Origin of the sequence: Chryseobacterium sp. ON_d1 (assembly GCF_006829085.1) — a bacterium.
Classification (GTDB): Bacteria; Bacteroidota; Bacteroidia; order Flavobacteriales; family Weeksellaceae; genus Chryseobacterium.
This window is the reverse complement of the sequence record NZ_BJTC01000014.1, coordinates 43,925-57,291: the sequence shown is the minus strand read 5'-3', so window position 1 is coordinate 57,291 and position 13,367 is coordinate 43,925. Positions and strand designations below refer to the sequence as shown.

Below are 13,367 nucleotides of genomic sequence, written 5' to 3'. Positions count from 1 at the left end.
ATAAAGCCGGATAGATTCCGGCTTTCATCTTAATAATAGATCTTCCGCCGCTCTATCTTTACAATCTGATCCTTTTCCATTTGCTTTATAGTTCGTATTACTGTTTCTACACATAAACCGGTAAGTGAAGCCATCTGCTGACGGGTAAGAGGAATCTGGAAGGAGTAAGGTTTTTTATGATCCTGATAGCTTTTCAGATAGTCCATCAGCAGCTTCAGTTTGGTAACAGGATTTTGAAAAGAAAGATTATATAACATAATGTACTTATAATACATTCTTTCAGCCAGACACTCATAAATATTCAGCGAAACTTCAGGGTTATTTCGGATCAGGTTCAGAAAGTTCTGTTTAGACATTCTGTAAATGGCTGAGTCTTCCAGCACAACAGCATTCATAGGGTAAGGTCTGTCTACAAAAAGAAGAGATTCTCCAAAGCTGTGTCCTTCTGAGAAAATATTCTGGATAAATTCCTTTCCTTCTTCTGTATAATTGTTGAGTTTAATTTTACCTTTTTTAATCTGGTAATAATACATTGGAAGCTCTTTTTCACGGAAAATAACATCTTCTTCTCTGTAGTTTTTAATTTCAGCTCCAAATGAAACTAATAAATTTTCAATGATCATAGCAGTTATTTATTTTCAGTTACAATTTTAAAACCTTTAAAAAACCTTTTTCATCATTCAAAAATTTTAAAAATAAAGGAACATGGATTTTATTTATTCTCCTTAAAATGTGGTACCACACATATACCACATATTTTTATTTTCTGGATGATTATTCTGAGAATATTGATTGAAATCATAAAAACCAAACTAATGAATCCACTACATTTACATCCTCCTCATCAATAGACACAGATAATGGAAAACAGGCTGATAAAAGCTGTTATGATATTTTGTTTAAAATATAACGTGGTATCTATGTGGTACACAGTTTTGATAGAATTTTAATCATTTTTTCTTTCTTTGCCTGTATAAAAATGAGACAAAATTCACATGTGGATTTTTTTAACATAATCATTCAATAATATAACCTATACGCTATGATTTATTACATTATATTAACTTAAACCGATGAAATTTTGAATACTTCAGAATTATTTCACTTTTAATATTAAATCAGCCAAACACAGACAGATAAGAGAAAAAAAGACTTTGTACTGATGCACAAAGGATGTTGCATCTGAAATACGTAGAGATGAGAAAGTATTATGAAAAATAAAAAACCTGAACCGAACATAGAGGATTTGAATCAGAAGATTCTTGTACAAGACGAAATAATGGCATTAGCCAAAGCCAATTCTCCCCGCTTACTAAATAAATTCAGGCTCGTCTATCCTGATTTTTTTAAAAAATTATCTGCCATACAGCCTTCACTGAAAAATTCTGAACTGATCTTTTGTATTTACCTTAAGCTCAATATGACTACTAAGGAAATTGCAACCTGTATTTTTGTGACCCCAAAGGCGATACAAAACAGAAAAAACAGGATCAGAAAAAAACTCAATATCCCTTCGGAATTTGATATTTATAAATGGTTTAATGAAATTTAAACCATTTTTTTTAGAATTTTATGACAGCTTTATCGAGATCATGATACAGAAGGATTTTCCAATGGTTTTCTCTTGCCTCTTTTTCCCATTTCAACCTCAGTTCCATAGCTCTTCTCCCGTCAAAGTCACTTTTATAAGCCAAATGATACTTTAAGTAAGAAGCCTGCGGAAGATCATCAGCACCATAGAAAACAGTTTCTCCATTTTCCCTGATCCAGAAAACCTGCATAAACGGAGTGTGCCCGCCTACTACTTCATATGAAATTTCATCTGTGATCTGTCCCTGATCTTCATCCATCCAGATAATATTGGGCAGTTGAATCAATTTTTCCAGCATGTCAAAATCAAAAGACGGATTGCCTTTCTGTTCCATTGCAAAATCCAGTTCGCGTTTCTGTATATAAATCAGCGCATTGGGAAAGACCGCTTCAAAACCATTATCCATAAGCCTTACTGCTCCTTCAATATGATCTTTATGAAGATGAGAAAACAATACCTTTGTGATTTGTTCAGGGCTGATATTTTCTCTTTCCAGGATTTCGGAAATAACTGTTGTTCCCGTTTCATTTTTCCAGCCGATACCTGCATCCAAAAGGATATAATCACTTTCAGTAATGATAAGAAACGGCTGTACAGACATCTTAATTCCTCCAACCTGATCAAAATTTTCATCTGTTAAAAGTGTAAAATCCTTGGTTTTACTGGCCGAAAAATTACCTTCTTTGAGCGGAATGATTTTCATATTGCAAATTTCCTTAATATTTCTAATTATTCAAAAGGTTTTCATCAATACATACCATCAATAAAAACAATCATACTGCTGTATTCTGAAAATCATTCTATTTATTGTTATTCTGGCATTATTTATTATAATGCAAAAGCAAAAAACCATAAATTTCTTTTTTTAATGGTTATCTTTGATCTCTTAAAATCTGGCGATATATCATCATGATTAAACAGTCAGGTCACCACTTATTCAAATAAAAAACTTTATACGTAATGCAGGAGAGTTCTTCCCATGGTATTTCAAGAACCGTCATCTGGCTTATGGCTATCATTTCCGGTCTTGTGGTTGCTAACAATTACTATAATCAGCCATTACTGGCACTTATTTCAGAAGAGCTTCATATCTCTGAGAGTGCAGCGAGTAAGATCTCTGTACTTACCCAGATTGGTTATGCATTGGGGCTTTTGCTGATTGTTCCGTTAGGAGATAAATTTTTCCGTAAGAAATTAATTTTAATAGACCTGTTTCTGGTTTTTGGAGCCCTTTTATGGATGACTTTTGCAAGCCAGCTGTGGATGTTATATGCTGCCAGCTTATTGATTGGGGCAACTTCAGTTATTCCTCAGCTATTTGTCCCTATTGCTGCAGAACTTTCTTCAGATAAAGAAAAATCATCCAATATAGGGCTTGTCATGTCCGGATTATTGCTTGGGATTCTTCTTTCCCGTTTTATAGGAGGAATTGTAGGAGAAGTATGGGGATGGAGAGCCATGTTTGGTATTGCAGCGGGACTGATGATTCTGGTATGGCTGGCTGTTTATAAAATGCTTCCGGAATTATCTCCTAACTTTAAAGGTACTTATAAAGAGCTGATGCGTTCAGTTGTACATCTTGCTAAAACACAGCCCATTCTTCAGCTGGCTTCTTTCAGGGGAGCTATGGCATTCGGGTCTATGTGTGCTCTGTTTACAACGCTGGTTTTCCATATGGAGAAGCCTCCCTTCAATGCAGGATCTTCTGTAGTAGGCAGTTTTGGTCTGGCAGGGGCGGTAGGGGCTTTGGCCGCCGCAAAAGTGGGAAAACTTCAAAAGTACATGGATATTAACAGAATTATCTTGTATTCTTTACTGATCGTTATTGGAAGCTGGGGCTTTACTTATTTTGCAGGAGAAACATACTGGGGGCTGATAGTTGGAGTAATCCTTGTTGATCTGGGGGTCCAGTCGAGTCATATTATGAATCAGACCAATTATTTTTTAATTAAATCAAACGCAGTGAACAGGCTGAATACAGTCTATATGGTTTCTTATTTTATCGGTGGGTCACTCGGAACCTGGCTGGCTTCTATAGCATGGCAAAAAGCTCAATGGACGGGTGTTTGCTTGGTAGGAACAACATTTGGAGTATTGGCACTGATTGCTCATCTTCTGTTCTCTAAAAACGTAAATAAAGTACAACAGGAACTATAATTTTTTATATTCCGAAGTGTTTAATAATATGGGGATTTTATCTAAGATAAAATCCCCATATTATTAAATATATCTTATTAATAACTTCGTATCCATTGACTTCCTGAGCTACAGGCTCTCTCTATTCTTCATCTGCCTGTCGGGTCTGCATCAATTCTCGGTGCTTTCCTCCCCATTCATCAAGCTGTTTCCAGATAGGGATAAGCTCCTTCGCAATATCCGTAAGTTCATAATCAACCCTTGGAGGAACTTCCGGATGGACTGTTCTCTTCACCAAATATTCTTTCTCCAGTTCTCTTAGCTGAAGTGTAAGCATCCTTTCCGTTATTCCTGAAATACATCTTCTAAGTTCACTGAACCGTAATTTCCCATCCTTTAACTTGTTTAAAATAAGCAGCTTCCATCGCCCTCCGATTTTACATACAGCATAGCTCAGATCACATTCATGTATATATTGCCTGTTGATATTGTTTGTGGAATTCTCCTTTATTTTACCCATAACTTACAAATTTGTTAGTACCATACATTTAGCTGTATACTATGCAAATGTAAGGTTTGATATTTAATTTTGTTCATCTGAAAAAGAAAAAATCAGCAACCAGGAACAATAGCGCTAACATTCCTGCAGCCAAAACAGAAACTTAAATCATAACAAAATGCAATTAACACCTAAAATAGTACAGATTTTAAATCATTTGGAAACAATACAACCATTCAATCCAGAGAATTCTTTAGACGGAGCCCGTAAGTATCTTGAAACGATGTCACTTCAGCTTAGCGGAAAGAAAGAACCTGTGGCAATGATTGAAGAAGTGATGATTCCGCAGGAAAATCATCAGATCCCTGTTCGGATTTACCGTCCTGATGGTAAAAATATTCAACAATCATCAGCTATTATTTATATTCATGGAGGATGGTTTATAGCAGGGGGCTTTGAGACCCATGATGCCGTAGTCCGCAAACTAGCCAATCAAACGGGATCTGTAGTTTTTTTTATAGATTATCGCCTTGCCCCGGAATATCCTTTCCCGGCAGGTTTAAATGATTGCATCAACGGAATAAAATGGATAACAGAAAATGCGGAATCTCTAGGAATTGATTCCGATAAAATAGGAATTATAGGGGATAGTGCAGGAGCAGCTTTGTCTACAGCAGTTTCTACCCGGTTAGGCAGACAGTTTAAATTTCAGGTCTTGATTTATCCGGCAGCTGATAATCAATTGAGTTCAAAATCATGGAAAACGTATGAAAACGGACCTGTTCTCAACAGGCAAGGAGGGATAGAAGCATGGGACTGGTATCTTCCGGAAGCAGAAAAAGATAATCCCTTGGCCATTCCTGTTTTAATAAAAGATTTTAAAGATACTCCGCCTACTTTAATGATCCTGGCAGAACATGATCCTCTGCTGGATGACGGAAAACTGCTTTCTGAAAATATGAAAAATGCAGGAGTTGAGCTTAAAACGAGCCTTTACAAGGATATGGTCCACGGATTTATGCACATGGGCGAACTTTTGGAAGAAGTACAATCAGCGATAAATGAAATGGCTGATTTTGCCCATCAAAACTTAAAATCTGACGAATAAAAGGATCATGAAGAAATATGCATACATTGGATGTCTCGGATTTATAGCGGTGATTACAACAGAATTTGGCGTTATCGGTATTCTGCCGCAAATTGCAGAATATTATCAAATTAGCATAGACAAAGCGGGGTATCTCTTGAGTGCTTTTGCTCTAATCATTGCCCTTACAGGACCTTTTATGACCCTACTTACCTCAGGTTTTGATCGTAAAAAAATAATGCTGACTGCCATTTTTATGTTTCTGGTGACAGGACTGGTCTCTTCCTTTTCACCTCCTTTCTGGCTGCTGATGCTGGTAAGAATCCTGCCAGCCTTTCTTCAGCCTGTTTATATTGCTACAGCATTATCCGTAGCGGTATCTCAGACAGATGACCGGAAAAAGAATGAGCTGATGGGAATCGTTTTTAATGGAGTTGCCATTGCAATGGTAACCACAGTTCCTTTCGCCACATGGATTGCCGGGCTTTGGTCCTGGGAATATTCATTTATGATACAGACTGTGGTTAGTTTGATTGCTCTGGCTGTCATTTATTTCCTTCTTCCTCCGATGCCTGTAAAAGAGAAGAAATCCTACGGAAATCAGATCAGAATATTGAAACAGCCTCCATTTATTCTGAGTACTCTGACTAACTTTTTTATGATTACTGCCTGGTTTTCTACGTACAGTTACTTTGCTGATTATCTGAATAAAGCCAAGGGAATGGATACTTCCATGGTAAGTTATATGCTTCTGCTTTTTGGACTTATCGGAATTGCAGCCAACGGAATTGCAGGTAAAATGCTCAATAAGAATGTTGCAGGGACTACAGCATTTTTTCTTTCAGGCACCGTTTTAGTACCCATTTTTTTATATTTTTCTGATGGAAATTTATGGGCAACTATTGCAGTTATAGGAATTTGGGGATTTTTGTATTCACCAAGCTTTCTGAATGCCTCCGCTTATATGATTTCTTCTGCACCTGAATCATTAGAATTTGCCAACAGCCTGGCTACCTCATTCGGAAACCTGGGAGTAACATTGGGAACAACAATCGGAGGGTGGATTATCGTGACAAAAGGAGTAGAATATATTCCCTGGCTAGTGCTGATCTTTGGTCTTCTTGCATTTCTGATGATGATCTTAAAAGGCATAGCAGAGAAACGTAATCAGGTTCTAAGTACGTGTCAGAATCAAATGTAATAATTTTTGTTACATTAAATAAATTGTCGTAACTTTGTATTGTTAATTTGATTTAAAATTCAATAGAATGAAAATAGAAATCTGGTCGGACGTAATGTGTCCGTTTTGCTATATCGGAAAGAATAATTTTGAACAGGCCTTGAACAAACTTCCTTTCAAAGATCAGGTAGAAGTGGAGTGGAAGAGTTTTCAGCTGGATCCTACTTTAGATCCCAATAAAACTCAGGACACCTTTCAGTATTTCAGAGAGAAAAAAGGGGTTGCCGAAGCTCAGGCCGCTCAAATGCTGGGGCAGGTTACCCAAATGGGAAAGGGAGCCGGAATTGATTTCAACTTCGGAAAAACATTGATCACCAATACATTCAGTGCTCATAAGCTGCTTCATTTGGCTAAAAAGCATAATAAATCCAATGAAATGGAAGAGGCATTATTTATTGCTCACTTCATTGACGGTAAAAATGTAGGAGATACTGAAGTTTTAATTGCTCTTGCAGAAAATCTGGGAATTGATAAAGATGAAGCCAGAGAAGCCGTTACAACAGACCAACTGGATTATGAAGTAAACCAGGATATTCAGGAGGCAAGAAACAATGGGATTTCCGGAGTGCCCTTCTTTGTTCTGAACGGTAAATATGCTGTTTCCGGAGCTCAGCCTGCGGAGGTATTTGAAAATGCACTTCAGCAGACTTATAAAGAAACGGTGAGTCCGTTTAAGGATCTTTCCGGTGGCAGTGGAGCGTCCTGTGACACTGATGGATGCAGTATTTAAGATATCAGAACCCCAAAGTAAATAAAATTGCTTTGGGGTTTTTAATTATATTAGCATTCACTTTTACAGTTAAACCACATTTAAAATTATTGTTTGACAGTTACTATTTATGAAAAGAATTTATTTTATTCTGTTGACTTTTTTCCCTATATCTTTTTTTTCACAGACTAGATATGAAAATAATATAGATTTCATCAGAAAAAACTGTAACCAGGAGTCATTGGATAAAGCCAGAAAAATTTATACTGAACTGCAGGCCAAACAAATGGATAACTCATTTGATACCACTTTAAAAGAATATTATGAAATTTTAGAATCAACAGGATGCAGGAAATTTGATACAATATTATTTTCTGCCTGGGAAAAAGATAAAGTAATCAGTAAAAGAGTATTTGAGACTTCTTTTTATGGTTCAAATGAAAATTACAGCATTTTTATGAATGGATATCTTCAGAAGAAAGAATTCAGATTTGCCAATCAGGAAAATCTTGATCAGGGAATAGATGATGAGCTCCAGCTTAAAATGTTAAAGTATATAGCAGCACACTCAAAAAGTGATTTGCAGAAAGTCATTAGGGTCAATATTCAAAAATTAAGTGGCCAGGAATTAATCCATTTTATATCTGCTATAGAAAAAGGATTTGAGCTCAAAGAATTTCAGGAAGATTTAATTAGTAAATCTTATCATGCAGAATATGCTTTTGATCTTAATTATTTAATGACCCAATTGATCAGTTTAAAAGCTGATAATTCTACCCTGGAGAGCATTTTAACCGATAAAAAAAATATTTGGGACAAAGAGAACTGGTCAGAAAAATTTTGGAGTTTAATAAGGAGTAATGGATTTAATATTAAGCCAGATCCATTCTACCAAATAGATGATAAGGGTAGAAAAAGATACAGGGTCAGAGCGTATATCAGCCATCTGAAACAAAATAAATCAATTGGAGAGAACCCATTGCTTTTTATCAATTATAATCTCGTTGAATATAAAGAAAATGCATTAATAGAAATGTTGGAAAAACTTGATATTAAAGACATTCAAATTGAATCTAAAGACGAGAGTGTAAATACATTTGGGGCAAGAGGTACCCAAGGTGTTTTAAAGATACAGACTTATTAAACGGTGAATAATACTCTACATTATGGTAAACTCTCTTATCTTTGTAAAGCAGTTCTAACCGCTGTTTAAATTATTTCTCAATGATAAAAATTAACGACGAAACCCAATATTCAATTGATGATACACTATTCGTTTTTGCATTAGATTCCGAAGCAGGAACCGTTTTTGACGATAAAAATAAATTAATTACAGGTATTGGAAAAGTAAATGCAGCGATAGAACTAACCAAAGAAATTCATACCAGAAAGCCTAAACTGATTGTAAATTTAGGGTCTGCGGGAAGTAAAGGATTTCATAAGGGAGAAGTCGTGTGCTGTACAAAGTTCATCCAAAGGGACATGGATGTAAGAGGACTGGGATTCAAATTATATGAAACACCACTCTCCGGAGTACCACCTGTATTGGAGTACGGTCTGAAAATGGACACTTTAAAAGAAGGAATCTGTGGAAGTGGCGACAGTTTTGAAATGAACCATTCTGAAACCGATTATAATATTGTAGACATGGAAGCCTATCCATTGGCATTGATTGCTCAGCAGGAAAACATTCCGTTTCTATGTCTTAAATACATTTCTGATGACGCAGGAAGTGATGCTGCAGACGACTGGAGCGTGCAGGTACATCTGGCTTCTGAAGCATTCAAAAAAATACTGTTTTCATAAAATGGTAGAATACTGAACCCATTCAGTATTTTTTTCTGTTTGTATTTCATCTTCAATTTTTTAGTATGAAAGTTACTTTTTATCAACCCACGCACCCTGTACTTAAAGAATATATTGAAGGGTATTATTTTGTGGAGAAAGATGACAGTCATCAACCCATCAGATATCTCACATTTCCGGACAATTATTTTATCGTATCAGCATGCCAGGATGTCTCTATTGCTCAGAGTAAGGGACGGGTAGAAATTATGAGATCTCCATCTGAGAATATGGTCATTGATTTTGTATCCAGATGTTCCGTTCCCACAGAAATTTTTTATCAGCAGTCCGTTAATGAAGTTACTGTTTATTTTAAACCATTAGGAATTTATCATTTTTTTGATGCTGATAAAAACCAGGATCTGCAGCAGGAAATTCATATTGCAGATTTTAAAGATATCATGAATGGAATTTTAAAAGAATCTGACAGGAAAACACAAATCGAAATACTGGAAAATTACTGGCTCTCAAAATTCAGGAAAAAGGATATGATTCTGGCTTATGCGATACTGGATGATTTTGAAAATGAACTGAGTATTGAAGAAATTGCGGTAAAAAATAAAATAACCAGGCAATATGTCAATAAAATTTCCCAGCGTTATCTGGCGAAACCTGCTTCAGAATTCAAAAAAATACAACGATTTCGCAATGTGCTCATCTCAAATAAAAAGACCAGAAATCTTACAGAGCTTTCCTACGAAAACCTGTTTTATGATCAGTCCCATCTTATTAAAGATTTTAAAGAGCTTACCAGAATAAGCCCCGGAAAGTTCTTTGATCATGTAGATACGGAGAAAAATAATATCTGGTTATTTATCTGAGTTTCCATTTTTACAATGCTCACAGATTTCATTGAAATACATTTGTTGAAATATTAAATCTTTATTTCAATGAAAAAAATATGTATTGGAGTTTGTCTCCTTTTCCCTTTATTCGCTCTTGCCCAGAAGAATGATTTTTCAGTAGTACTTTCTGAAATTACAGGAAAAGTGAAAGACTACTATGTCGATAAAGAAACGTATAAAAAAGTAGACTCTCTGTTTAAGAGTGAACTGAAAAAAGGAACATTTAATCAGCTCAGTAAAAAGGATTTTTCTTCACTTCTAACTCAAAAGCTGAGAACGACTGTTAAGGATGAACATTTTTTTGTTAAATATCTTGAAAACTATACTCCTGAGCAACGGATGAGCGAGAAGGAAAAAGAGGCGTTAAACAATGAGCACAACCGGCTTGAAAATTTTGGATTTGAAACAGTTCAGCGTCTTCCGGGAAATATCGGTTATATCAATTACAAAGGCTTTGCGTCTCCCGATGCCAGTGAAAAAACACTGGCTGCCGCTATGGATTTTGTGGCGAATACCCATTCCCTGATTATTGATCTCAGAGAAAATGGAGGAGGAGAAAATGGTATGCTTCTTCTGTTTTTGAGCTATTTTTTTGATCAGAAAACAGATCTTTATACCACGTATTTCAGACATGATCAGAAAACGGTTATCAACAGTACTCAGCCCAAAGTTTCCGGACAGAAATACCTTCATAAAAAAATCTATATTCTTACCAGTAAAAAGACGTTTTCGGCAGGAGAGGGAGTAGCCTACTTTTTGCAGCAAAAGAAGCTTGCTGAAGTAATAGGTGAAAAAACGGGTGGTGCAGCCAATCCTGTAGATCATTTTATAGTCCGTAATCAATATTTGCTGCTTGTTCCGGGAGGAAAAATAGCCTCTCTTGCAGATGATAAAAACTGGGAGCATATTGGAGTGATTCCTGATTATGAAGTAAAAAGTGAAGAGGCTTTAAAGACGGCCCATAGTATAATTTTAAAAAATATTATAACAACAGGTACAAAAACAGAACTAACCCTACCTGAAATAAAAAATCTTATTAATACATTAGAGCAATAAATGCAAAATATGTCATCAATAATCATCAGTAAGTCGGGAGAGAAAGATCTGGAGATAGTACAAAATCTGGGTATACAAACTTTCACTGAAACATTTGCAGAAGATAATACGGAAGAATCCATGAAAAAATATCTGGATGAAAGCTTTAATACGGAGAAGATAAAATCGGAGCTTAATAGCCCTGACTCCCTTTTTTATATTGCCTGGGAAGAGGATAATCCTGTAGGCTATCTTAAAGTAAACTTCGGAAAAGCACAGACAGAACTGCAGGATGGAAACAGCCTGGAAATTGAAAGGATCTATGTGAAGAAAAGCCATCACGGGAAAAAAGTAGGACAGCTTCTTTATCTTCAGGCTTTGGAAACGGCTCAGCAGCTTGGTAAATCGTATCTTTGGCTGGGGGTCTGGGAGAAAAACCTACGCGCGATCAGCTTTTATAAAAAAAACGGATTCGTTGAGTTTGATCAACATATTTTCAGACTGGGAGAAGAGGAACAGACTGACCTGATGATGAAAAAAAACTTGGATTAAAGCGTTTTAACTTCCTGTAACGCAGACTGTAGCAGACCATTGCGTGGCAGTTCTTTATACTTCCTTAACAATATTCTAAAATGATCCATTCAGAATTTATAAAGCAAATCAATCAATATAATCCACTATCCGAAGAAACGATTAAGGATTTACTGGATATCTGTACTGAAGAATACTATCCAAAAAATAGCCTGCTACTGGAATCCGGTACCATGGCCAGATATTATTATTTTCTGAAATCAGGATTGATAGGGTACTACACTGTAGATGAACAGGGAAATAACATTTACAAGATCTTCTTTGAAGAAAACAGCTTTGTTGCTTCTACAGCAGCCATCATCAAAAATGAACCCAGTGATTTCAATATCATTGCGATGGAAGATTGTTCAATCATACAGTATCCTGCAAAATCATATCGTGAATTATTAAAAAAACATCATGACCTTGCCCTTTTTCATATGTACTATCTGGAAAAAAACTGGGTGGTTAAAAAAGAGCCCCTGGAAGTCTCCCTCAAATACGAAACCGCAAAACAAAGATATGTGCAGTTACTGGAAAATAGATCACTGTACAACAGGTTAAAACAGCATCATATTGCTTCTTATCTGGGAATTACGCCTACCCAGCTAAGCCGGATAAAAAAAGAAATCAATTGATATTTCTAAACCTAAATGAAAAATAAATTCATAAAAGCTTCAACATATGTTGAAGCTTTTATTCTTTTTCTGTCGCAATTTTGCTTTGTCATCGGGTCATTGGTACATTATATGTTTTGTAATAAAAACCTGTGACCATCATTAATTAAACATTTTTTAGCATGAAGAAGCTTATTAACATTGTAATTGTACTGACTGCCTTTATTCAGACATCAGCACAAAAAATTATTCATCAGGAAATTTTCAGTCCGAAAATGAATAAAAAGATCAAAACAATAATCATTATCCCTAATCTACAGCCTAAAACGACCTATCCATCCGTGTATATTCTCCATGGCTTCAGCGGTAATCCGGACAGAATCATTAAACAGGATATCCCGGATCTGGTCAAAAAAGCACAGGAATATAAAACAATTTATGTGCTCCCGGATGGAAATTACAGTTCATGGTATGTAGACAGCCCGATTGTTAAAGATTCGCAATATCAGACTTTTATCGGGAAAGAACTGGTGGAGTTTATTGATAAAAATTACCCTGTGAAAACGGAGAAAAAATTCCGCGGAATTTTGGGATGGAGTATGGGGGGCTATGGTGCAACCAATATCGGGGTCACTTATAACAAAACATTTGGTATTGTTGGAAGCTCGTGTGGCGCACTTGATTTCAGCGTATTTGGAGAAGCCTATCAGAAATATATGGTGAATAAAGTTCTGGGTCCGTTTGAATCATTAAATCCCAATTTTCTTACCGACAGCAAAATTAAGCTGATGGCAGATGCTGGACAGCAATATATTTTTGATTGCGGAACAGAAGATACCCAAATGATTACCATGAACCGCAATTTTCATAAAAAACTGACAGAATCAAAGGTTCAGCATCTTTACATCGAATCTCTGGGAGGACATACTCCTGAATACTGGAGCAGATCATTGTCTGAGCAATTGTCTTTGTTTGAAAGGTTCTTTAAACAGTAAAATAGCTAAAGGTAATTTTTAGGTTTTGGCTAAAGCCCGCTTCTATTGATATAAAACCAGTCTGAAATTTTTGAAATAATAGGATCATAAAACATTGAATGTTTTAAATATTCAATAGGAACGGGCTTTAGCCCGTTTTAATAAATAAATATAAATTCCGATGGCTTTAGCCAAAACTTAAAATCAAATAAAAAAAAA

At 35.8% G+C, this 13,367-nt stretch carries 15 protein-coding genes; 12 read left to right on the top strand and 3 right to left on the bottom strand.

What is annotated here, in order from left to right; all coding sequences use genetic code 11:
• Positions 1 to 29: 29 nt before the first annotated feature.
• Positions 30 to 623, bottom strand: a complete 594-nt coding sequence (locus tag CRS_RS20095) for a Crp/Fnr family transcriptional regulator (protein WP_142725740.1) — start codon at positions 621 to 623, stop codon at positions 30 to 32.
• A 587-nt stretch (positions 624 to 1,210) separates the two neighbouring features.
• Between CRS_RS20095 and CRS_RS20090 the strand changes: the two genes are divergently transcribed.
• Positions 1,211 to 1,552 carry a hypothetical protein gene (locus CRS_RS20090; RefSeq protein ID WP_142725739.1) on the top strand — a complete coding sequence of 114 codons (342 nt, stop codon included), beginning with the start codon at positions 1,211 to 1,213 and terminating at the stop codon, positions 1,550 to 1,552.
• Between the two features lie 10 nt (positions 1,553 to 1,562).
• Here the strand turns inward: CRS_RS20090 and CRS_RS20085 are convergent, their stop codons facing one another.
• Entirely contained in the window at positions 1,563 to 2,294 is a 732-nt protein-coding gene (locus tag CRS_RS20085; RefSeq protein ID WP_142725738.1) for an MBL fold metallo-hydrolase, read from the bottom strand.
• 257 nt (positions 2,295 to 2,551) lie between these two features.
• Between CRS_RS20085 and CRS_RS20080 the strand changes: the two genes are divergently transcribed.
• The gene (locus CRS_RS20080; protein ID WP_142725737.1) at positions 2,552 to 3,748 is read left to right on the top strand and encodes an MFS transporter; all 1,197 of its coding nucleotides are present in this window, start codon (positions 2,552 to 2,554) and stop codon (positions 3,746 to 3,748) included.
• Between the two features lie 121 nt (positions 3,749 to 3,869).
• On the opposite strand, the gene CRS_RS20075 is transcribed toward CRS_RS20080, so the two are convergent.
• Positions 3,870 to 4,247, bottom strand: coding sequence for a helix-turn-helix domain-containing protein (locus tag CRS_RS20075; RefSeq protein WP_142725736.1), 378 nt, complete (start codon positions 4,245 to 4,247; stop codon positions 3,870 to 3,872).
• A gap of 196 nt (positions 4,248 to 4,443) precedes the next feature.
• Between CRS_RS20075 and CRS_RS20070 the strand changes: the two genes are divergently transcribed.
• The 10 genes from CRS_RS20070 to CRS_RS20025 all read left to right on the top strand — a co-directional run bounded on the left by CRS_RS20070 (position 4,444) and on the right by CRS_RS20025 (position 13,169).
• Entirely contained in the window at positions 4,444 to 5,334 is an 891-nt protein-coding gene (locus CRS_RS20070) for an alpha/beta hydrolase (protein WP_228451308.1), read from the top strand.
• A 7-nt stretch (positions 5,335 to 5,341) separates the two neighbouring features.
• The gene (locus CRS_RS20065) at positions 5,342 to 6,514 is read left to right on the top strand and encodes an MFS transporter (RefSeq protein ID WP_142725734.1); all 1,173 of its coding nucleotides are present in this window, start codon (positions 5,342 to 5,344) and stop codon (positions 6,512 to 6,514) included.
• A gap of 67 nt (positions 6,515 to 6,581) precedes the next feature.
• Positions 6,582 to 7,283 (top strand): DsbA family protein, encoded by a 702-nt coding sequence (locus CRS_RS20060; RefSeq protein WP_142725733.1) that lies wholly within the window; start codon positions 6,582 to 6,584, stop codon positions 7,281 to 7,283.
• A gap of 109 nt (positions 7,284 to 7,392) precedes the next feature.
• Positions 7,393 to 8,406, top strand: coding sequence for a hypothetical protein (locus CRS_RS20055; protein WP_142725732.1), 1,014 nt, complete (start codon positions 7,393 to 7,395; stop codon positions 8,404 to 8,406).
• Between the two features lie 80 nt (positions 8,407 to 8,486).
• On the top strand, positions 8,487 to 9,068 hold the full coding sequence (locus CRS_RS20050) for a 5'-methylthioadenosine/S-adenosylhomocysteine nucleosidase (protein ID WP_142725731.1): 582 nt from the start codon (positions 8,487 to 8,489) through the stop codon (positions 9,066 to 9,068).
• Between the two features lie 65 nt (positions 9,069 to 9,133).
• Positions 9,134 to 9,928, top strand: coding sequence for an AraC family transcriptional regulator (locus CRS_RS20045; protein ID WP_142725730.1), 795 nt, complete (start codon positions 9,134 to 9,136; stop codon positions 9,926 to 9,928).
• Positions 9,929 to 9,997: 69 nt separating this feature from the next.
• Entirely contained in the window at positions 9,998 to 11,008 is a 1,011-nt protein-coding gene (locus tag CRS_RS20040; protein ID WP_142725729.1) for a S41 family peptidase, read from the top strand.
• A gap of 9 nt (positions 11,009 to 11,017) precedes the next feature.
• Positions 11,018 to 11,539 carry a GNAT family N-acetyltransferase gene (locus CRS_RS20035; protein ID WP_142725728.1) on the top strand — a complete coding sequence of 174 codons (522 nt, stop codon included), beginning with the start codon at positions 11,018 to 11,020 and terminating at the stop codon, positions 11,537 to 11,539.
• A gap of 80 nt (positions 11,540 to 11,619) precedes the next feature.
• Positions 11,620 to 12,195: a Crp/Fnr family transcriptional regulator gene (locus CRS_RS20030; RefSeq protein WP_142725727.1), complete on the top strand. Its 576-nt coding sequence runs from the start codon at positions 11,620 to 11,622 to the stop codon at positions 12,193 to 12,195.
• Positions 12,196 to 12,356: 161 nt separating this feature from the next.
• Positions 12,357 to 13,169: an alpha/beta hydrolase family protein gene (locus CRS_RS20025; protein WP_142725726.1), complete on the top strand. Its 813-nt coding sequence runs from the start codon at positions 12,357 to 12,359 to the stop codon at positions 13,167 to 13,169.
• The last annotated feature ends 198 nt before the right edge of the window (positions 13,170 to 13,367 follow it).

Excerpts from the sequence above, each read along its gene's own strand:
- CRS_RS20095 (WP_142725740.1), bottom strand. The coding sequence starts at position 623 with ATGATCATTGAAAATTTATTAGTTTCATTTGGAGCTGAAATTAAAAAC.
- CRS_RS20090 (WP_142725739.1), top strand. The coding sequence starts at position 1,211 with ATGAAAAATAAAAAACCTGAACCGAACATAGAGGATTTGAATCAGAAG.
- CRS_RS20085 (WP_142725738.1), bottom strand. The coding sequence starts at position 2,294 with ATGAAAATCATTCCGCTCAAAGAAGGTAATTTTTCGGCCAGTAAAACC.
- CRS_RS20080 (WP_142725737.1), top strand. The coding sequence starts at position 2,552 with ATGCAGGAGAGTTCTTCCCATGGTATTTCAAGAACCGTCATCTGGCTT.
- CRS_RS20075 (WP_142725736.1), bottom strand. The coding sequence starts at position 4,247 with ATGGGTAAAATAAAGGAGAATTCCACAAACAATATCAACAGGCAATAT.
- CRS_RS20065 (WP_142725734.1), top strand. The coding sequence starts at position 5,342 with ATGAAGAAATATGCATACATTGGATGTCTCGGATTTATAGCGGTGATT.
- CRS_RS20060 (WP_142725733.1), top strand. The coding sequence starts at position 6,582 with ATGAAAATAGAAATCTGGTCGGACGTAATGTGTCCGTTTTGCTATATC.
- CRS_RS20055 (WP_142725732.1), top strand. The coding sequence starts at position 7,393 with ATGAAAAGAATTTATTTTATTCTGTTGACTTTTTTCCCTATATCTTTT.
- CRS_RS20050 (WP_142725731.1), top strand. The coding sequence starts at position 8,487 with ATGATAAAAATTAACGACGAAACCCAATATTCAATTGATGATACACTA.
- CRS_RS20045 (WP_142725730.1), top strand. The coding sequence starts at position 9,134 with ATGAAAGTTACTTTTTATCAACCCACGCACCCTGTACTTAAAGAATAT.
- CRS_RS20040 (WP_142725729.1), top strand. The coding sequence starts at position 9,998 with ATGAAAAAAATATGTATTGGAGTTTGTCTCCTTTTCCCTTTATTCGCT.
- CRS_RS20035 (WP_142725728.1), top strand. The coding sequence starts at position 11,018 with ATGTCATCAATAATCATCAGTAAGTCGGGAGAGAAAGATCTGGAGATA.
- CRS_RS20030 (WP_142725727.1), top strand. The coding sequence starts at position 11,620 with ATGATCCATTCAGAATTTATAAAGCAAATCAATCAATATAATCCACTA.
- CRS_RS20025 (WP_142725726.1), top strand. The coding sequence starts at position 12,357 with ATGAAGAAGCTTATTAACATTGTAATTGTACTGACTGCCTTTATTCAG.